This is a genomic window from Antribacter sp. NEAU-D49, from assembly GCF_057158775.1.
On record NZ_JBXTSN010000008.1, the window covers coordinates 69740 to 88094 of the forward strand.

Here is an 18355-nt window from a genome sequence, read left to right on the forward strand (position 1 = left end):
CTCACGGTACCCGCTGAGCGGGGGCCGGTCGGGCAGGTAAGGGTGCTTCTGGGGGTGTTTTCCGGGGTTCTCGGGGTTGGGCGCCGAGGGGGGAGTCGAGCGCGCCGCTCAGGGGGTGGGAGCGGATGGCTGCGGTGAGCTCGCCCTCGATGCGGTCGAGGTAGACGCCGGTGGTGGCGATGGACGCGTGGCCGAGGAGCTCGGCGACGACCTTGACGTCCCACCCGTCGGCGACGAGGAGGGTCGCGGTGGTGTGGCGCAGGGCGTGGGGGGTGGCTTCGCGACGGTAGGCGGGGGGCATCTTGTCGACGGCTCGGCGGAGGAGGTCGCGGACGGCCTGGGTGTCGATGCGTCGGCCGCGCCAGGACAGCAGGAGGGCGCGCTGGGCGTCGGTGTCGTGGGGCCGGCGGGAGGCGAGCACGGGTCGCAGGTGCTCGAGATAGTCGTCGAGTGCTCGGGCGAGCGGCGGGCTGAGGGTGACGGTGCGGACGTGGCCCCCCTTTCCGTGGATGCGCCAGCGTGTGTGGTCGGGCTCGCGGGCGACGTCTGCGACGTCGGCCCGGGCGAGCTCGGACACGCGGGGCCCGAGCACGAGGAGCAGCGCGACGACGAGGCGGTCGCGCAGGGCGAGGTCCTGGTCGGGCCGGGTCCCGCGGTTGCCCGACGCCGGCCGGTCGCCCTGGGCGGTCCCGGTCACCTCGGTCGTGGCCGCCTCGAGCAGGGAGCGGGCCGCTCCGGCGGAGAGGGCGGTCCGGGCTGTGCGCAGGCCGCCGCGGACCTTCGCCGGCGGGGAGGCCCACTGCATCGGGTCGGCCTGGACCCAGCACTCGCGGACGGCGTGCGAGAAGAAGCGGGTGAGGGACTGCCGGAACCTGTTGACGGTGGCGGTGGACCGGCCGGGGCCCGTCTTGCGCCCGGGATCGGAGTAGCGGGCGTCGGGCGCGGACTGGTAGCGGACGAGGAGGTGGTCCACGTCCGCGCCCGTGACGTCGTCGAGGACGCGGTCGCCGCCGGCGAGGCGGACGAACTCCGTGACGTCGCGCGTGTAGCTCCGGGCTGTGGCGGGGGAGAGGACGCCCCGGACGGTCTCGACCTCGACGGACGCGAGGTAGCGGCGGGATGCCTCGGTGACCGTGATGCGGTCCAGGCGTGGGGGAGCGACCATGGGAACCTCCTCGTCTATGGCACGTGCGCTGACCTGCGCAGACACTATGCCGAGCCACTGACACGCCGTCGACATGCCGGGAGGTGTCGTGCAGAAGATCCCGGTTGTACCGGTGTGTTGCGCTATACACCATGGTATAGAACAGGCGTTCGACCGGCGAGTGGTGCGGCGACATGCCGTGGCGAGTGCCGCCGTCGGGCACCGTGACCTGGGAGCATCAGGACCGGCGGGGGCGTGGGGTCTCGACGGAGGGAACGAGCATGGGCCAGGCGGGTTCGAGGAAGGTCCGGGCCAGGTGGCTGCTGGTCTGGGGAGTCAACCTGGTGGTGATCGTCCTGACGGCGCCGCTGCTCGCCGGGGATGACGGGACCGCGCGGAGCGTAGTGGGGATCCCGACGAACTGGTCGGTGTTCGGCATCGCCGTGGTGCTGGCGGTCACCGGCCTGTACCTGACGACGCGGGACAAGCCCGAGAGGAAGGCGTCGTGATCGTCGCCGGGCTCGTGCTCGCCGGGCTCGCGGCCCTGCTGCACGTGTACATCTTCGTGCTGGAGTCGCTGGCCTGGACGAGCCCGCGAGCGCGCACGACCTTCGGCACGAGCCGCGAGGAGGCTGCCGCGACGCGCGAGCTCGCGTACAACCAGGGGTTCTACAACCTGTTCCTGGCGGTCGTCACGGTGATCGGCATCGTCTTCGTCGCTCTGGGAAACAACACTGTGGGCGCGACGCTGGTCTTCACCGGTACGGGCTCCATGGTGGCGGCCGGGCTCGTCCTGCTGCTGTCGTCGCGGGACAAGGCGCGCGCAGCGCTGACGCAGCTCACGCCGCCGCTCCTCGCGGTCGTCGTGCTGGCGATCGGGCTGCTGCTGTAGGAGAGGGGTCGCCGGCTCCACCAGGCCGTTCCCACGGCCGTAATGACATAATGTACATTATCGGTGTCGGCCGCCAGTGCGGATCGTCAGAGGCCTGCAACCACCCGCGCTGCCCGACGCAGGTCCGCACGGATCGCTGCCGGTGCCAGGATCCGTAGCACCGCGGCCAGCCAGCGCGGGCGGCCCTGCACGTCGACCGCTACACCGAGGGCCGTGCGGGACAGGTCGCCCGGCACGGGATCGAAGGTCAGGGCGAGCTCCGCCACGAGCCCACGCCACCGAGCGACCTCCGCCCAGGTGCCCGCTCCCCCATCCTCACTTGGCGGATCAAACCGGACAATCTCCATATAGGACTCTCCGCCGACCGCCATCCGGTCGGCCCACCGGGTGCCCAGGCGCGGCGGGCCGTCGTCGAGCAGGCGCACCGAGCGGAGGCTCGACTGCCACTGCGCGCGGTGACGCGGATCGCCGAGGTACTCGAAGAGCCGGGCCGGGGGCGCCGCGACGGTGACCACGAAGGTTCGCACGGTGCGGCGCCCCGGGTCGTCAGGCGCCGACGTACTGGGCGAGGTGCTCACCCGTCAGCGTGGAGCGCCCTGCGACCAGGTCGGCGGGCGTGCCCTCGAAGACGATGCGACCGCCGTCGTGGCCGGCTCCCGGACCCAGGTCGATGATCCAGTCGGCGTGCGCCATGACCGCCTGGTGGTGCTCGATCACGATGACCGACTTGCCCGAGTCGACCAGCCGGTCGAGGAGCCCCAGCAGCTGCGCGACGTCGGCGAGGTGCAGCCCGGTCGTCGGCTCGTCGAGCACGTAGACGTCGCCCTTCTCCCCCATCTGGGAGGCGAGCTTCAGGCGCTGCCGCTCACCGCCCGACAGGGTCGTGAGCGGCTGCCCCAGGGAGAGGTACCCGAGGCCGACGTCGGCCAGGCGCTGCAGGATCGCGTGCGCGGCCGGGATGCGGGACTCGCCGGCCGCGAAGAACGCCTCGGCCTCGGTCACGGGCATCTCGAGGACCTCGCTGATGTCCTTGCCGCCGAGGTGGTACTCCAGGACCGCCGCCTGGAACCGCTTGCCGCCACACTCCTCGCACGGCGTGGAGACGGTCTCCATGAAGCCCAGCTCGGTGTAGATCAGGCCGTTGCCGTTGCACGACGGGCAGGCGCCCTCCGAGTTGGCCGAGAAGAGCGCGGGCTTGACCCCGTTCGCCTTCGCGAACGCCTTGCGGATGGGCTCGAGCAGCCCGGTGTACGTGGCGGGGTTGCTGCGCCGGGAGCCCCGGATGGCGCTCTGGTCGATGGTGATGACCTCGTCGCGCGGTGCCACGGACCCGTGGATCAGGGAGCTCTTGCCGGAGCCGGCCACGCCGGTCACCACGACGAGGACGCCGAGCGGGATGTCGACGTCGACGCTCTGCAGGTTGTGCGTGCTCGCGCCGCGGACCTCGAGCGCGCCCGACGGCGTGCGCACGGTCTCCTTGAGCGTGGCACGGTCGTCGAGGTGGCGTCCCGTGACCGTGTCGCTCGCGCGCAGCCCGTCGACGGTGCCCTCGAAGCAGATGGTGCCGCCGCCCGTGCCGGCGCCGGGACCGAGGTCGACGACGTGGTCGGCGATGGCGATGGTCTCCGGCTTGTGCTCCACCACCAGGACCGTGTTGCCCTTGTCGCGCAGCCGTAGGAGCAGGTCGTTCATGCGGGCGATGTCGTGCGGGTGCAGGCCGATCGTCGGCTCGTCGAACACGTAGGTGACGTCCGTGAGCGAGGACCCGAGGTGCCGCAGCATCTTGATGCGCTGGGACTCGCCGCCCGACAGCGTGCCGGACGGGCGGTCCAGGCTGAGGTACCCCAGGCCGAGCTCCACGAACGAGTCGAGGCTCTCCCCCAGCCCCTTGAGCAGCGGCTTCGCGGCGGGCAGGTCCAGGCCGCGCACCCACTCGGCGAGGTCGGTGATCTGCATGGCGCAGACGTCCGCGATCGACTTCCCGTCGATCTTCGACGAGCGCGCCGCCTCCGACAGGCGCGTCCCGTCGCACTCCGGGCAGGTGCCGAACGTGGCTGCCCGCTCCACGAACGCGCGGATGTGCGGCTGGAGCGCGTCGAGGTCCTTGGCGAACATCGACTTCTGGATCTTGGGGATCAGACCCTCGTAGGTCAGGTTCATGTTCTGGACCTTGACCTTGGTCGGCGCCTTGTACAGGAAGTCGTCGAGCTCCTTCTTCGTGTAGTCGCGGATCGGCTTGTCCGGGTCCAGGAACCCCGACTCCGCGAAGCCCCGCACCATCCAGCCGTCGGCCGTGTACCCGGGCACCTTGATGGCGCCCTCGACGAGCGACTTCGAGTCGTCGAACACTTCCGTCAGGTCGATCTCGGAGATGGACCCGCGGCCCTCGCACCGGGGGCACATACCGCCGAGGTAGACGACGTCGCGCACCACCGCCTTCTCGACGCGGCCGCCCTTCTCCGTGCTCATCACCCCGCTCGCCTTGCTCGTCGGGATGTTGAACGAGAACGCTGTGGGCGGGCCCACGTGGGGCTGCCCCAGCCGGCTGAACAGCATGCGGAGCATCGCGTTCGCGTCCGTCACCGTGCCCACGGTCGAGCGGGGGTTGGCGCCCATCCGCTCCTGGTTCACGATGATCGCCGTGGTGAGCCCGTCGAGCAGGTCGACGTCGGGCCGGGCCAGCGTCGGCATGAAGCCCTGGACGAACGTGCTGTACGTCTCGTTGATCATCCGCTGCGACTCCGCGGCGACCGTGTCGAACACCAGGGAGCTCTTGCCCGAGCCCGAGACCCCCGTGAACACCGTCAGACGGCGCTTCGGGATCTCGACGTCGACGTCCTTCAGGTTGTTCTCCCGCGCGCCCTGCACACGGATCAGGTCATGGGTGTCGGCGACGTGGGCCGTCGGTGTCTCGGTGCTCGTGGCGTTGCTCATTCTGTATCCCTCGGGTGGTGGCATGAATCCTCGGACGCACATGGCGGTCGGCGCTCCCGCGCCCTACCGCTGCTGGATGCGGACCATGTTGCCCGCAGGGTCGCGGAAGGCGCAGTCGCGCACGCCGTAGTCCTGGTCGATCGGCTCCTGGACGACGTCGGCCCCCGCGGCCTGGATCCGGTCGAAGGTGCCGTCGAGGTCGTCGGTCGAGAGCACCACGCTCGCGTACGTGCCCTTCGCCATCATCTCCGTGACGGTGCGGCGCTCCTCCTCCGTGATGCCCGGGTCGGCCGCCGGCGGGTGCAGCACGATCGACGTACCCGCTCCTCCGGCCGGGCCCACCGTGATCCAGCGCATGCCGCCGTAGCCCACGTCGTTGCGGACCTCGAAGCCGATCACGTCACGGTAGAAGGCCAGGGCCGCCTCGGCGTCGTCGTGCGGGAGAAACGTGTGGTGCAGCGTGATGTCCATGGCCGCAACGCTAGGCCGGGCTCGCCGCGGGTGCTTCTCGATTCCTGACCGGTCGAGTGACCTTCTTCGCCTCGCACGGCGGGATGCCGGCCGCCGCGAGCGCCTGGTCGCGCTTGTAGGTGCTGGGTGGGACGCCGACGAGCTCGGTGAAGCGGGTGCTGAAGGTGCCGAGGGAGGAGCAGCCGACCTCGAAGCAGACGTCGGTGACGCTGAGATCGCCGCGGCGGAGGAGGGTCATGGCGCGTTCGATGCGGCGGGTCATGAGGTAGCTGTAGGGCGACTCGCCGTAGGCGGCCTTGAACTGGCGGCTGAGGTGGCCGGCGGAGACGTGGATGTCGCGGGCGAGGGCTTCGACGTCGAGGGGTCGGGCGTACTCGCGGTCGATGCGGTCGCGGACTCGTCGGAGGAGGGCGAGGTCGCGGAAGTGTTGTGGTGCGTCTCTGCTGGTCACTTCTTGATGGTGCCACAGGGGGTCCCCTGGTTCGCGGGCCGGGAACGAGAACGTGCACTTGCCCGTTATGTCAGCAACGAGCGGATCGTCGGCTCGGGCGTCGTCGTGTCGCACAGCGGATCCCCAGGCCGCTCCCCGTGCGCGCGGAGGTGGGCCCGCCATGCTGCTCGTCCAGGAACACCGAGGGAAGGAACCGGATGCTCGCACACACCGCCTCTGAGGCGCTGCCCGCTGTCGTGGCCGAGGAGGGCTCCCCTGCGGCCGGGGCGCTGTTCGTGCTGGTCGGTGGCGTGCCAGGCGCGGGGAAGAGCACGCTCCTGGCACGGATCGCCGACGAGCCGGGTGCGGGGGCGGCGGTCGTCGTCGACCCGGACGCGCACCGGCGGTGGTTCGCCGCGGTGCTGCCGGGATGGGTGCCGTACCGGTCGTACCGGTTCCTGGTGCACTCGATGCACGCGGTGCGGACGGCCTGGGAGGTGGTGCGGGGCCCGGGCCGCGAGCGCCGGGTGCTGATGGTGCACGATCCGGCGACGCGGCCGCGGCGGCGTGAGGTGCTGGCGCGGGTGGCGGGGGCGCGGGGGTGGCGGCCGGTGCTGGTGGTGATCGACGTGCCGATGGAGGCGGCGCTCGCGGGGCAGCTGGAGCGGGGCCGGGTGGTGGACCCGCAGTCGTTCGCGAGGCACTGGGAGCGGTGGTCGGAGCAGCGGGAGGGTCTGGCGGGCGTGGCGGGTGGCGGCCCGGTGGGCGGGTGGGCGGGCGTGCACGTGGTGGAGCGGCGGTCTGCTCTTCCGCGGGTGCGGGAGCTGGTGGGTGGGCTGGTTGCGGTGGGTGAGGATCGGGTGAGGTGAGGTCACGATCGCGCATCGGGCGCAACGTTCCTGGTGTGTGGTGCGTGGTAGCGGTTATGGGTAACACGAGCTGGTTCGAGGACAGCGCTGCGGAGACGTCGGCCCGTCGGGTCGATGCCGTGGCGCGGACGCCGCGCTGGACGCCGCTCCTGGTGGCGACCGGCAGCATCCTGGGACTTCTCGTCGTGGTGGCCGTGGTTCTGGCACAGGTCGTGGAGGACCTGACCGTCACGTTGGGATGACCTGTTGGCGTGGGGCGGGCGCCTGGCGCGCGCCCCACGCCCGGGACGGCACACTGTGCGCATGACGACACGTCCTGGCGAGGCGATCTCCCTGGGTGCCGCGACGAAGGTCTGGTTCGCGGTGTCCTTGCAGACGTTCGGTGGCCCGGCGGGCCAGATCGCTGTGATGCAGCGGATGCTGGTCGACGAGAAGCGGTGGATCGGGCGGCAGCGGTTCCTGTTCGCTCTGTCGTACTGCACCCTGCTGCCGGGGCCGGAGGCGCAGCAGCTGGCCACCTATGTGGGGTGGCTCCTGAACGGCACGCGCGGGGCGCTGATCGCGGGTTCGTTGTTCGTGCTGCCGGGTGTGGTGGCGCTGCTTGTCCTGTCGGCGGTGTACGTGGCGTTCGGTGAGACGGCGGCGGTGGCCGCGGTGTTCGCGGGGATCGCTCCTGCGGTGGTGGCGATCGTGCTGCAGGCGGTGATCCGCCTGAGCGGCAAGGCTCTGGTGCGTCGGGTCCACGTGTGGATCGCGGTAGGGTCGTTCGCGGCGTTGGCCCTGTTCGCTGTGCCGTTTCCTGTGGTGGTGGTCGCGGCGGGCGTGGTGGGGTGGCTCGTGGGGCGCCGGGCGCCTGCGGGTTCCGCCGCCACCGGCGCCACGCGTGAGGCGGCCGACGACGGCCCGCCGCCCCTCATCGCGGATGACGCCCTGCACCACCGTTCGCCGTCGGCCCGCCGGGCGCTGCTGACGGCGGTGGCCGGCGTGGTGGTGTGGCTGGCGCCGGTGGCGCTGGCGGCTCTCTGGCTGGGGCGGGACTCGGTGCTCGTGGACCAGGGCGTGTTCTTCTCGGGCACGGCGCTGGTGACGTTCGGCGGCGCGTACGCGGTGCTGGCGTTCGTGGCGCAGCAGGCCGTGGGCGTGTACGGGTGGGTGACGGCGCCGGAGATGGTGCGGGGCCTCGCGCTGGCGGAGACCACCCCGGGGCCGCTGATCATGGTGCTGCAGTTCGTGGCGTTCCTGGGGGCGTTCCGCGCGCCGGGCGACCTCGACCCGTGGGTGTCCGCCGTGCTGGGCGCGCTGCTGACCACGTGGGTGACGTTCGTGCCGTCGTTCCTGTTCATCCTCGTGGGCGCGCCGTACGTGGAGCGGCTGCGCGGGAACCGGTCGTTGTCGGCGGCGCTGAGCGGCATCACCGCGGCCGTGGTCGGTGTCATCGCGAACCTGGCCCTGTACTTCACGCTGCACACCCTGTTCGGGGAGGTCGACCGGGTCACATGGGGGCCGTTCCGGCTCGACGTGCCGGATCTGGCGACCCTCTCCCCCGCCGCGCTGCTCGTCGCCGCCCTCGGCTGCGCGCTCGTGTTCTGGCGGCGCTGGGGCGTGCTGCCCACGCTCGGCGTGTGCGGGGCGGTCGGGGCGGCGCTGTACCTGCTGCTGCCCTGACCGCCCGGCGGACCGGCGGCCCAGTCCTGAGCCGGGCCGCCGGTCCCGCCGCTACCGCCAGCCGAGCTCGGGTGCGACGTGCTTGACGACGTTCTCCAGCACGTGCGCGTTGTAGTCCACGCCGAGCTGGTTCGGCACCGTCAGCAGCACGGTGTCGGCGGCGGCGACCGCCTCGTCCTGCGCGAGCTCACGGACCACCTGGTCCGGTTCGCCCGCGTACGTCTTGCCGAACCGGGCGCGGACCCCGTCGATGATGCCGACCTGGTCGGAGTCGCCTGCCTCGCGGCCGAAGTACGCTCGGTCCCGTTCGTCCGTGATGGGGAAGATGGACCGGCTGACCGAGACGCGCGGCTCCCGCTCGTGGCCCGCCGCCTTCCACGCGTCGCGGAACCGCTGGATCTGCTCCGCCTGGAGCTGGTGGAACGGCACCCCCGTGTCCTCCGTCAGGAGGGTCGAGCTCATCAGGTTCATGCCCTGCTGGGCGGTCCACTCCGCCGTCGCCCGCGTCCCGGCGCCCCACCAGATGCGGTCGCGCAGCCCCTCGGACCACGGCTCGACGCGCAGCAGGCCCGGCGGGTTGGGGAACATGGGGCGCGGGTTCGGCTCCGCGAAGCCCTCCCCCTCGAGCACCTTGAGGAGCACGGCGGTGTGGTCGCGCGCCAGGTCGGCGTCGGACTGCCCCTCCGCCGGCTCGTACCCGAAGTACCGGTAGCCCTCCACGACCTGCTCGGGTGACCCCCGGCTGATGCCGAGCTGCAGGCGCCCGCCCGAGATCAGGTCGGCGGCACCGGCGTCCTCCGCCATGTACAGCGGGTTCTCATAGCGCATGTCGATCACGCCGGTACCGATCTCGATGCGGCTCGTGCGCGCCGCCACCGCCGCGAGCAGCGGGAACGGCGACGCGAGCTGCCGGGCGAAGTGGTGCACGCGGAAGTAGGCGCCGTCAGCGCCCAGCTCCTCGGCCGCCACGGCCAGCTCGATCGACTGCAGCAGCGCGTCCGACGCCGTGCGCACCTGCGAGGCAGGCGACGGCGTCCAGTGGCCGAAGGACAGGAACCCGATCCGTTTCACACCACGATTCAACACCCGGTACCCGGCCGGCGCTCACACCGGGGCGCTCGCACCCGCCGCTCACACCTGGGCGAGCCGCGCCTGCTCCCGCACCGCGTCCGCGACCGCCTCGGCGACCCGGTGGTCGAAGACCCCCGGGATGATGTAGGCGCTGTTCAGCTCGTCCGGCCCGACCACGTCCGCGATCGCCACCGCGGCCACGCGCAGCAGCTCCGTGGTGATGTCCGTCGCGCCCGTGTCGAGCAGCCCCCGGAACAGGCCCGGGAACGCCAGCACGTTGTTGATCTGGTTCGGGTGGTCGCTGCGGCCCGTCGCGACCACGGCGGCGGTCTGCGCGGCCGCCCGCGGGTCCACCTCCGGCGTGGGGTTCGCCAGCGCGAACACGATCGCACCGTCGGCCATCTGCGCCACGTCGTCCCCCGTGAGGATGTCGCCCGACGACACCCCGACGAACACGTCAGCGCCCTTCAGCCCGTCCTGCAGCGAGCCCGAGAAGCCGTCCTCGTTGGTGTTGTCGATGATCCAGCCGCGGTGGGGGTCGTCCGTCGGGCGGCCGCGGTGCAGCGCCCCGTCCCGCCCGAAGGCCACGATGTGCCGCGCGCCCTGCGCCTTGAGCAGCCGGATGATCGCGTTCCCTGCCGCGCCCACGCCCGACACGACGATCCGCACCTCGTCGAGCGACTTGCCCACCACCTTCAGCGCGTTGATCAGCGCGGCCAGCACCACGATCGCCGTGCCGTGCTGGTCGTCGTGGAACACCGGGATGTCGAGCTCCTCCCGCAGCCGCGCCTCGATCTCGAAGCAGCGCGGCGCCGAGATGTCCTCGAGGTTCACCCCGCCGTACACGGGCGCCAGCGCCTTCACGATCCGGATGATCTCCTCCGTGTCCTTCGTGTCCAGGCACACCGGCCACGCGTCCACGCCACCGAACTCCTTGAACAGCGCCGCCTTGCCCTCCATCACGGGCAGGGCCGCCGCCGGGCCGATGTCACCCAGCCCCAGCACGGCCGTCCCGTCGGTCACCACGGCCACCGTGTTGCGCTTGATCGTCAGGCGGCGCGCGTCCTCCGGGTTCTCCGCGATCGCCAGGCACACCCGTGCCACCCCCGGCGTGTACGCACGCGACAGGTCACGGCGCGTCTTGAGCGGCACCTTCGTCGTCACCTCGATCTTGCCGCCGAGGTGCATCAGGAACGTCGAGTCGCTCCACTTGTGGACCCGGGCGCCCTCGATGGCGTTGACCGCCTCGACCACCCGCTCGCCGTGCTCCGCGTCGACCGTGTCGCAGGTGACGTCCATGACCAGCCCGTGCGACGTCGAGTGCGCGATGTCCACGCCCATCACCTGGGCACCGGTGTCGGACACCGCCGACACGACCGTGCTCGTCGCGCTCTGCGACGCCGGCACCTCGACTCGCAGCGTGATGGTGTAGCTCGGGCTGGGCATGGACATGCGGAACTCCTGGGCGTCTGCGGGACCCGCGGCCGTGCGGGCGGACCAGTAGTACCGCTCCCGGCCCGCGAGCGCCAGGTGAGGTTGTGGAGCTGTGGTTCAGCGGTGTGCGGTATCGGCGGCGGCCCGGGCGATGGTGCGGCGCATCATGGAGCGCAGGATGGGGCCGTGGAGGGCTCCGACGGGGGCCCAGTAGAGCCGTCCGCGCCAGCCGTGGAGCGTGACGACGGTGGTCACCTGGAGCAGGCCGTCGTCGGTGGCGATGCCGGCCCAGAAGTCGAGGTGGGTGTCGCTCTCGTGAGCCATGACCTCGCGGTGGTCGGCGGCGTCCTGGGCGAAGACCTGGGGGCCGCTGCGGTCGGTGTGGGCGCCGACGATCCCGGCGACGAGCTGCCGCACGCCCATGAGCGCCTTGACGGGGGCGGGGGTGGACTCGAAGGCGAAGAGCTGGCGGAGCCACCAGGCGGGGTCGTCGGGCAGGCCGGGCGGGAGGGGCAGCGCCTGGACGTCGATGACGTCCGGGTCGGGGCACGCGTCGATCGCGAGGGACCTCATGGGTCGAGTGTGCCGGTCCGTGGGCGCCGGGAACAGGGGGCCGGCACCGGGCGGGAGAATGCGCGGGTGCGGATCTCTCTCGACTCCCCTGTGCGCGACGACGTCGCCGCCCTCCTCGACGAGCACCTCGCGGACATGTACGCCACGTCCCCGCCGGAGAGCGTGCACGCGCTGGACCACTCGGCGCTGCTCGCGCCGGGCATCACGTTCTGGACGGCGCGGGACGACGACGGCACGGTCCTGGGCTGCGGTGCGCTGAAGGAGCTGCCGTCGGCCGACGGCGGGGCGCCGGAGGCGGAGATCAAGTCGATGCGGACGGCCGCGGGCGCCCGGGGTCGTGGGGTGGCGTCGGCGGTGCTGGAGGTGCTCCTGGCGGAGGCGGTGGCGCGGGGGTACGGGCGGGTGAGCCTGGAGACGGGGTCGCAGGACTTCTTCGCGCCGGCGCGGCGGCTGTACGCGCGGTACGGGTTCACCGAGTGCGGGCCGTTCGGCGACTACCTGGAGGACCCGCACAGCGTGTTCATGACGCGCCCGCTGGGCTGAGGGGGCTCCTCGCCGACCAGGTAGCTGTTCCCCGTCTGCGCGCGAGATGGGGAACAGCTACCTGGTCGGCGGCCTTCCGGCTGCCGCTGGTCAGGAGGCCTCGGCCAGGTCCGCCACCACGACCGCGTAGTTGTCGGGCGCTCCCGCGGCTTCCACGGCGTCGGCCACCCGCTGCCCGACGGCGTCCGGGTCGCCCGCCTGCACCAGCAGCGGCTGGAGGGTGGCCGGGTCGAGCACCGCGTGGACGCCGTCGGTCGTCAGGACCAGGCGGTCCCCCGGTCGGACCTCGGTGACGAGGCGGTCGGCCTCGGCGCCACGGCGGTCCAGGACGCGGTTCAGGAGCGCCCGGTGCGGGTGCGACCGCGCCTCCTCGGCCGTGAGCCGGCCCTCCGCGACGAGCCCGGCGACCATCGTGTGGTCGGCCGTCAGGAGCGTGAGCCCGTCCCGGACGAGCCAGAGACGTGAGTCGCCCACGTGGGCGGTGTGCAGGCGGTTGCCGTCGAGGTACGCGGCGGTGAGGGTCGTGCCCTCCGGGTCGGTGCCGTCGGGACGCTCCGCGAGTGCCCGGACGGCGTCGTCGAGCAGCTCGTCGAGGCCTGCTCCGGGAGTGCGGTCGTCCCGGGCGGACGCGTCCAGCGCCGCGAGACCCGCGAGCGCCAGGTGAGCCGGGCCTTCGTCGGGCCCGAAGCCGTCTGCGACGGCCAGGATCGTGGTGCCGGCGAAGGCGGCGTCCTGCTGGGCGGGGCGGGTGCCCTGGCCGAGCCGGACGGCCGAGCGCAGCCGGAGGGACTGGGTAGGGGGTGGTCATGGTGGTCTCCCTCGATCTGAGGTCGGTGACGAGGGTGGACACCACGGCGCGCCGGGAGGCCAGGTCTGCCTCCGTCTGGCGCCAGTACGCCTCGACCTCGCGGGCGGCGGCGCCGGGTGGCAGGTCCGCGACGGCGCGGATGCGCGACAGCGGCATGCCGACCAGGCGCAGCCTTGCCACCAGGACCGCCCGCCCGAGCTGGGTGGGCGTGTACCAGCGGTAGCCCGTGAACGGGTCCACGTGGTGGGGCCGGAGCAGGCCGAGCTCGTCGTACAGGCGCAGGGCCTTGGGCGTCAGCCCGCTCGCGCGGGCAAAGTCCCCGATGCTCAGGTGCTCCATGGCGTCATCCTCGTCCGCCGGTGACGGTCACCGGCAGGACGACCCTCGGCGTTGCCCCAGGGGGAAGGTCAAGGGGGTTGCGTACATGCAACAACTGATGCCATCTGATGCGTAACGGCCGTCAGACTGGGACGATTGCCCGACCCCACACCTGCCTGGAGGACCTGAATACGATGTCTGCGACCGTTGCTCCGACCACCCCGCACCACAAGGTGATCGCCACGCTCGTCAGTCCCGCGCGACTTGCCCCGTTCCTGCGGGCCTCGCACGGCGACATCGTCGCGGCGCTCAGGCTGTACCAGTCGAACATCGCCGTCTCGGCCGCGTTCTACGAGGTGCTGCACGTCGTCGAGGTCACGCTGCGCAATGCCATCGATGTTCAAGTGCGCCAGTGGAACTCCACCCAGAAGAACCCCCGCACTGGACTGCTCCATGGGCCTGGGTGGACGTTGGACCCGTCCCGCCTGCTACGCCGGCTCGTCGGCGCACACCTGGACGAGGCAGTCCGCCGGGCCCGCATCGCTGTGGGGCAGTCGGGCAACAGCACCCGTGCCGTGACGCACGACGACGTCGTCGCTCAGCTCTCGATGGGGACCTGGCGTTTCCTTCTGCCCGACCGGGACGCCGGCCGTCAGCGCCTCTGGGACGACGCGATACGGGCAGGGTTCCCGGCGATGCGGCGACCCGTTCAGGAGCTGGTGCGCGACGTCGACGGGCTGTACCGGCTGCGCAACCGCATTGCCCACCTGGAGCCGCTCCTGCCAGCGGGACTTACCCTGCCGCACCTGGCTGCAGCGCGGCACGTCCTTCTCGACATCGATCCGGCGGTGGAGCGCTGGCTCGTCTCGATGCAGCGCGTCACAGGCGTCGTGCGCAAAAAGGCCTAGAAATGCCAAACGGCGCCGCCGGTGAAACCGGCGGGGCCGCGGCCCAACTATAACCAGGAGACCTGCCCTGGCTTTCGTGGACCACTCTAGGCTTGGTCAGCCGGGCGGGCAAGCGGAAGCCTCGGTCAGCCCCTCACCCGCACCACGTCAGGCTCAGCACCGAGCAGCCCAGCTGGTCGCGCCCCGTGAGGAAGCCCAGGTACACGAACCCGGCGAGGAGCCCGCCCGCCACCAGCAGGTTGAGCACCGGGTAGCGCTGGGACCCGATCGCCGGCTGCAGGGCCAGGGCCGCGCCCGCGAGGAGCATCCCGAGGGTGACGAACAGCAACGGCACCTCGACCGACCAGTCGCCCCCGGCCCGTAGCACCGACAGCGCGGGCTGCACCTGCTCGGTGATCACCGTGCGGTACGCCAGGTACGGCAACGCGAAGGCCAGCGCCCCGGCCGCACGCCAGTCGACGATCGTCACCTTCACCGCCACAGGACCCCCCTCGTCCGTCCCAACACCCCTCAGGGCTATGTCCGTTAAGCACCTTGTGGTCCAAGTGTCGGAGAAGAGCAGGCGAACCACCATCCCCCGCCGTGATGTCACACAGGCGTGTCGCCTACGGCGCGCCGACGCGGCACGGCCACCCGGTCCAGGTCCGCGGCGATGTGCAGAGTCCCGGGAAACACCGCCCGGGCCTCCGCCTCGAACTCCCCCGGGTCCGTGTACCGCTGGGAGAAGTGCGTGAGGACCAGCGTCCGCGCGCCGGCGTCGGCCGCGACCTGGGCCGCCTGCCGCGCCGTCAGGTGCCCGTGCTCCTCCGCGAGCGCCCGGTCCCGGTCGAGGAACGTGGACTCGATGACGAGGAGGTCGACGCCGTGCGCGAGGTCGTGGACGGCGTCGCAGAGGCGGGTGTCCATGACGAAGGCGGCGCTCTGGCCGGGACGGGGGACGCTGACGTCCTCGACCGTGACCCGGCCGCGGGCCGTGGTGAGCGTCCCGTCCCGCAGGAGGCGGCCGGCGTCGGGCCCCGCGATGCCGGCCGCCGCGAGCCGGCCCGGGTCGAGGCTGCGCCCGTCGGGCTCGTCGAGGCGGTAGCCGAACGCTTCGAGGGTGTGGTCGAGGCGGGCGGCGCGCAGCGTGGCGGTGCCGTGGACCTCTCCCGGGACGCGCGGCACCGGCCCGTCCGAGCCGAGGCCTTGCAGCACGAGGCGCTCGCGGTGGTAGAAGGACGTGGAGTCGCACAGGTTCCGTACCCAGGCCTCGCCCGACGCCGGGAACGAGACCGGGACCACGTGGGGGACGCCGTCGAGGCTGATCCGCTGGAACACTCCCGCGAGGCCGAGGCTGTGGTCGCCGTGGAGGTGGGTGAGGGCGATGCGGGTCAGGTCGGTGGCGGAGACGCCGGCGTGGAGCATCTGCCGCTGGGTGCCCTCGCCGGGGTCGAACAGGATCGCCTCGCCGTCCCAGTGCAGCACGTAGCCGTTGTGGTTCCGGGTGCGGGTGGGGACCTGGCTGGCGGTGCCGAGCACGACGAGCTCTCTGCGGGACACGCGGGCATCCTCCCACGCGACCCGCCGGGGCGACGCGGGAGCGACGCGCCGAGGCCCTGAACGGCACGCCGGGCGACGCGCCGGGGTAAGCGATCTCCAACCGGACATGGACGTCCGTCCAAGTTCACGGACTGTTCACCCGTCAGGCGCCTTTGCCATCTGGCGCGAAGGTGGCATTCTTCTCCGGCATGCGGGCAGTGGAGCCCGCCAGCTGATCGGAAGGGGAACGATGTCCGCTACGGATGTGCCCGGCGTTTCCCGTGCCATGTCACGGACGCCCGTGTGGAGCCCTGTCACCTCGAGTGCGGCACCGGTCGGCCGCCCGGTCTTCGCGACCGTGGGAATTCGGACGACGGGCATCCAGCCCGACCGCGACCGCATCCGGGAGATCGCGGTGGTCCGGCTGGACGAGCGCGGCGGCGTGGTCGACGAGTGGACCATGATGCCGGACCCCGACGCGGGTTTCACCGACGTCGCGTACGTGCTGCGCGAACGGCTCGCGCGGATGGCGCTCGTGGCGCACCACCCCACCCACACGTCCGAGGTGCTGCGCGTCGAGTACGCCCGGGCGGGTTGGGACCTGCCGGCGCTGGCGACGGTCAGCACCTTCCAGGCCAGCTTCCACTACCTGCCGCACCTGACGCGTCGTCGTCTCGCGGACTGCTGCGCGGCGGCGACCGTGCCGTTCATGGACGTGCGCAGCGCCCTCGGCGAGGCCCGGGCTCTGGCGGGCCTCATGGAGCGTTTCCTCAGCGGCGGCTGGGAGGTGCCGGTGCTCCAGGAGCTCGCGCACGTGCCCGTCTACGCGTGGGTGGTGCCGTGGCCGCACGAGCCCGTGCGCCACGCGATCCCGCCGTCGCTCCTCGCGCAGCCCCTCACCCCGGAGGTCGGGGAGGACGGGCGCCCCTGGACCGTGACTCCCCGGCTCGCGCACCAGCTCGCCGGCCTGGACCTCGGCGGCTCGGTGGCGGCGCCCGGCTCGGCCGCGCACGCGTACGCCGAGCTGCTCGCCGAGGCTGTCGCGGAGGGCCGCCTGGTGCGCCCCGGTGCGGCCGGGGCCGACGACGTCGCGCGCGCGTTCCGTCTCGAGCCCGCCCAGGCGGCGCAGATCCGCAGGAACCTCGTCGTGGCGATGGTCCAGCGTGCGATCCACGACGACGAGTACTCCCAGGAGGAGCGGCAGGACCTGTACGCGGCGTCCCGGCTCCTCGACGTGGGCGAGGAGGTGGTCCTGAACCTCATCCGGCAGGCCACCCCCCTGGAGTTCCCGCCGCTCGAGGAGGAGGGCAGCCACGTGCCGATCTCCACCGAGGGTTCCCGGCCGTCGCAGATCCGGGCGTGGGCCGCCGCGAACGGGTACGACATCGAGCCGCACGAGAAGATCCCGTGGTCGGTGGTGCGCCGGTTCGACGAGGCGTTCGAGGCGCAGCAGGCCAGGGTCCAGGCGCACCTGCAGGCCCAGGCGCAGTACCAGTCCGGCGGGCGGCACTGGGGCTGACGCCCCGAACGCCGAGTGCGTCGGGGGGGGGGGGGGGGGGCCGCCCGGGGCCCCCGCCCCCGCCCCCCCCCCCCCCACCCCGCGGGGGTGGGGGGGGGGGGGGGCGGGCCCCCCGCCCCCCCCCCCCCCCCCCCCGACGCACTCTCTCGGCTCAGGTGCTCAGGAGATCAGGCGTCCGGGAAGCCCTGCGGGTTCTGGGACTGCCAGCGCCAGGTGTCGGCGCACATCTCGTCGAGGGTCCGCGTCGCGGTCCAGCCGAGCTCCTGCTGTGCACGGGTCGCGTCGGCCCAGAAGGCCGGCAGGTCGCCCGCCCGCCGCGGCCCGACGACGTACGGCAGCTCCCGGCCGACAGCACGCTCGAACGAGTGCAGGAGCTCCAGCACCGACGTGCCCGTCCCCGTGCCGAGGTTGAACGGCCGCACGGGCTCGGTCATGGCGTCCAGGTGCTCCAGCGCCGCCACGTGCCCCTCGGCGAGGTCCATCACGTGGATGTAGTCGCGCTCGCACGTGCCGTCCGCCGTCGGGTAGTCGCCGCCGAACACCGTCAGGTGCTCGCGCCGGCCCACCGCCACCTGCGCCAGGTACGGCATGAGGTTGTTCGGGACGCCCTGCGGGTCCTCGCCGAGCTGGCCCGACTCGTGCGCGCCCACCGGGTTGAAGTAGCGCAGCAGCGCGACCTTCCACCCGTCGGTCACCTGCGCCACGTCACCCAGGACGCGCTCGATCATCACCTTCGACTGCCCGTACGGCGACGACGCCGACAGGTGCTCGTACTCCTCGCGGTACGGGACGGGCGCCTTCTCCCCGTACACCGTCGCCGACGACGAGAACACGAACCGTGTCACGCCATGGTTCTTCATCGCCGCGGCCAGGGAGAACGTGCTGTCGAGGTTGTTGCGGTAGTACTCGAGGGGCTTGTCCACCGACTCCCCCACGGCCTTCAGGGCGGCGAAGTGGATGACGGCGTCGAGCTGCTCGGTGGCGAAGAGGCGGTCGGTCGCCGCCGCGTCGGTCAGGTCGATCGCGTGGGCGGGCACGGACCGGCCGGACAGCTCCTCGAGCCGCCCGACCACGCTGGGCTTGCTGTTCGAGTAGTTGTCCGCGACGACGACGTCGTGGCCCGCGGACAGGAGGGAGAGGACGGTGTGGGATCCGATGTAGCCGGCACCGCCGGTGACGAGGACGCGCATGGGCACAACCTACCGGGCGCCGGATCGCCCCGGACCCCTGCCCCAGGACGAACGACGCATATACCCTG

22 protein-coding genes and 1 pseudogene are annotated in these 18355 nt (G+C 72.2%); 10 read left to right on the forward strand and 13 right to left on the reverse strand.

From position 1 onward, the window contains the following. Nucleotide 1: 1 nt before the first annotated feature. On the reverse strand, nt 2-1165 hold the full coding sequence (locus AC060K_RS08565) for a tyrosine-type recombinase/integrase (protein ID WP_483765006.1): 1164 nt from the start codon (nt 1163-1165) through the stop codon (nt 2-4). Between the two features lie 260 nt (nt 1166-1425). On the opposite strand from AC060K_RS08565, the gene AC060K_RS08570 reads away from it, so the two are divergent. Further along, the gene (locus AC060K_RS08570; RefSeq protein ID WP_483765007.1) at nt 1426-1653 is read left to right on the forward strand and encodes a hypothetical protein; all 228 of its coding nucleotides are present in this window, start codon (nt 1426-1428) and stop codon (nt 1651-1653) included. Further along, complete coding sequence (locus AC060K_RS08575; protein WP_483765008.1) at nt 1650-2036, forward strand: DUF1304 domain-containing protein; 387 nt, start codon at nt 1650-1652, stop codon at nt 2034-2036. Before AC060K_RS08570 ends, AC060K_RS08575 begins: the two co-directional genes overlap by 4 nt. Nucleotides 2037-2122: 86 nt before the next feature. Here AC060K_RS08575 and AC060K_RS08580 read toward each other — a convergent pair whose 3' ends face one another. From AC060K_RS08580 to AC060K_RS08595, 4 genes are all read right to left on the reverse strand, one after another. Beyond that, nucleotides 2123-2563: an SRPBCC family protein gene (locus AC060K_RS08580; RefSeq protein WP_483765009.1), complete on the reverse strand. Its 441-nt coding sequence runs from the start codon at nt 2561-2563 to the stop codon at nt 2123-2125. A gap of 19 nt (nt 2564-2582) precedes the next feature. Continuing rightward, a complete protein-coding gene (locus tag AC060K_RS08585) occupies nt 2583-4970 on the reverse strand; it encodes an ATP-binding cassette domain-containing protein (protein WP_483765010.1) in 2388 nt (795 codons plus the stop codon). A gap of 63 nt (nt 4971-5033) precedes the next feature. Next, nucleotides 5034-5441 (reverse strand): VOC family protein, encoded by a 408-nt coding sequence (locus AC060K_RS08590; RefSeq protein WP_483765011.1) that lies wholly within the window; start codon nt 5439-5441, stop codon nt 5034-5036. A 10-nt stretch (nt 5442-5451) separates the two neighbouring features. Further along, the gene (locus AC060K_RS08595) at nt 5452-5892 is read right to left on the reverse strand and encodes a helix-turn-helix transcriptional regulator (RefSeq protein WP_483765012.1); all 441 of its coding nucleotides are present in this window, start codon (nt 5890-5892) and stop codon (nt 5452-5454) included. Between the two features lie 197 nt (nt 5893-6089). On the opposite strand from AC060K_RS08595, the gene AC060K_RS08600 reads away from it, so the two are divergent. From AC060K_RS08600 to chrA, 3 genes are all read left to right on the forward strand, one after another. Next, a complete protein-coding gene (locus AC060K_RS08600) occupies nt 6090-6740 on the forward strand; it encodes an AAA family ATPase (RefSeq protein ID WP_483765013.1) in 651 nt (216 codons plus the stop codon). 56 nt (nt 6741-6796) lie between these two features. Then, complete coding sequence (locus AC060K_RS08605; protein WP_483765014.1) at nt 6797-6982, forward strand: hypothetical protein; 186 nt, start codon at nt 6797-6799, stop codon at nt 6980-6982. Between the two features lie 61 nt (nt 6983-7043). Beyond that, nucleotides 7044-8405 (forward strand): chromate efflux transporter, encoded by a 1362-nt coding sequence (gene chrA, locus AC060K_RS08610; protein WP_483765015.1) that lies wholly within the window; start codon nt 7044-7046, stop codon nt 8403-8405. 51 nt (nt 8406-8456) lie between these two features. On the opposite strand, the gene AC060K_RS08615 is transcribed toward chrA, so the two are convergent. The 3 genes from AC060K_RS08615 to AC060K_RS08625 form a co-directional block, all read right to left on the reverse strand. Further along, on the reverse strand, nt 8457-9476 hold the full coding sequence (locus tag AC060K_RS08615) for an LLM class flavin-dependent oxidoreductase (RefSeq protein WP_483765016.1): 1020 nt from the start codon (nt 9474-9476) through the stop codon (nt 8457-8459). A 60-nt stretch (nt 9477-9536) separates the two neighbouring features. Next, nucleotides 9537-10928 carry an NAD-dependent malic enzyme gene (locus tag AC060K_RS08620; RefSeq protein WP_483765017.1) on the reverse strand — a complete coding sequence of 464 codons (1392 nt, stop codon included), beginning with the start codon at nt 10926-10928 and terminating at the stop codon, nt 9537-9539. A 99-nt stretch (nt 10929-11027) separates the two neighbouring features. Next, nucleotides 11028-11483 carry a DUF2867 domain-containing protein gene (locus tag AC060K_RS08625; protein ID WP_483765018.1) on the reverse strand — a complete coding sequence of 152 codons (456 nt, stop codon included), beginning with the start codon at nt 11481-11483 and terminating at the stop codon, nt 11028-11030. A gap of 66 nt (nt 11484-11549) precedes the next feature. On the opposite strand from AC060K_RS08625, the gene AC060K_RS08630 reads away from it, so the two are divergent. Further along, nucleotides 11550-12026 (forward strand): GNAT family N-acetyltransferase, encoded by a 477-nt coding sequence (locus tag AC060K_RS08630; RefSeq protein ID WP_483765019.1) that lies wholly within the window; start codon nt 11550-11552, stop codon nt 12024-12026. Between the two features lie 90 nt (nt 12027-12116). On the opposite strand, the gene AC060K_RS08635 is transcribed toward AC060K_RS08630, so the two are convergent. Further along, nucleotides 12117-12611, reverse strand: coding sequence for a PP2C family protein-serine/threonine phosphatase (locus AC060K_RS08635; protein WP_483765099.1), 495 nt, complete (start codon nt 12609-12611; stop codon nt 12117-12119). Here AC060K_RS08635 and AC060K_RS08640 point away from each other — a divergent pair. Both AC060K_RS08640 and AC060K_RS08645 read left to right on the forward strand, forming a co-directional pair. Next, nucleotides 12501-12854 carry a hypothetical protein gene (locus AC060K_RS08640; RefSeq protein WP_483765020.1) on the forward strand — a complete coding sequence of 118 codons (354 nt, stop codon included), beginning with the start codon at nt 12501-12503 and terminating at the stop codon, nt 12852-12854. The genes AC060K_RS08635 and AC060K_RS08640 overlap by 111 nt on opposite strands. After that, the gene (locus AC060K_RS08645) at nt 12833-13057 is read left to right on the forward strand and encodes a hypothetical protein (RefSeq protein ID WP_483765021.1); all 225 of its coding nucleotides are present in this window, start codon (nt 12833-12835) and stop codon (nt 13055-13057) included. The genes AC060K_RS08640 and AC060K_RS08645 overlap by 22 nt, the downstream gene beginning before the upstream one ends. On the opposite strand, the pseudogene AC060K_RS08650 reads toward AC060K_RS08645, so the two are convergent. After that, a pseudogene (locus tag AC060K_RS08650) lies at nt 13021-13173 on the reverse strand (MerR family DNA-binding transcriptional regulator); the annotation flags it as partial. The gene AC060K_RS08645 and the pseudogene AC060K_RS08650 sit on opposite strands and share 37 nt — an antisense overlap. A 173-nt stretch (nt 13174-13346) precedes the next feature. Between AC060K_RS08650 and AC060K_RS08655 the strand changes: the two are divergent. Then, nucleotides 13347-14060, forward strand: a complete 714-nt coding sequence (locus tag AC060K_RS08655) for a hypothetical protein (RefSeq protein WP_483765022.1) — start codon at nt 13347-13349, stop codon at nt 14058-14060. Between the two features lie 133 nt (nt 14061-14193). On the opposite strand, the gene AC060K_RS08660 is transcribed toward AC060K_RS08655, so the two are convergent. Beyond that, nucleotides 14194-14541 (reverse strand): hypothetical protein, encoded by a 348-nt coding sequence (locus AC060K_RS08660; RefSeq protein ID WP_483765023.1) that lies wholly within the window; start codon nt 14539-14541, stop codon nt 14194-14196. 107 nt (nt 14542-14648) lie between these two features. Continuing rightward, the gene (locus tag AC060K_RS08665) at nt 14649-15599 is read right to left on the reverse strand and encodes a ribonuclease Z (protein ID WP_483765024.1); all 951 of its coding nucleotides are present in this window, start codon (nt 15597-15599) and stop codon (nt 14649-14651) included. A gap of 337 nt (nt 15600-15936) precedes the next feature. Between AC060K_RS08665 and AC060K_RS08670 the strand changes: the two genes are divergently transcribed. After that, nucleotides 15937-17097 carry a 3'-5' exonuclease gene (locus AC060K_RS08670; protein WP_483765025.1) on the forward strand — a complete coding sequence of 387 codons (1161 nt, stop codon included), beginning with the start codon at nt 15937-15939 and terminating at the stop codon, nt 17095-17097. Between the two features lie 167 nt (nt 17098-17264). Here the strand turns inward: AC060K_RS08670 and galE are convergent, their stop codons facing one another. Next, on the reverse strand, nt 17265-18287 hold the full coding sequence (galE, locus tag AC060K_RS08675) for a UDP-glucose 4-epimerase GalE (RefSeq protein ID WP_483765026.1): 1023 nt from the start codon (nt 18285-18287) through the stop codon (nt 17265-17267). Nucleotides 18288-18355 lie beyond the last annotated feature (68 nt).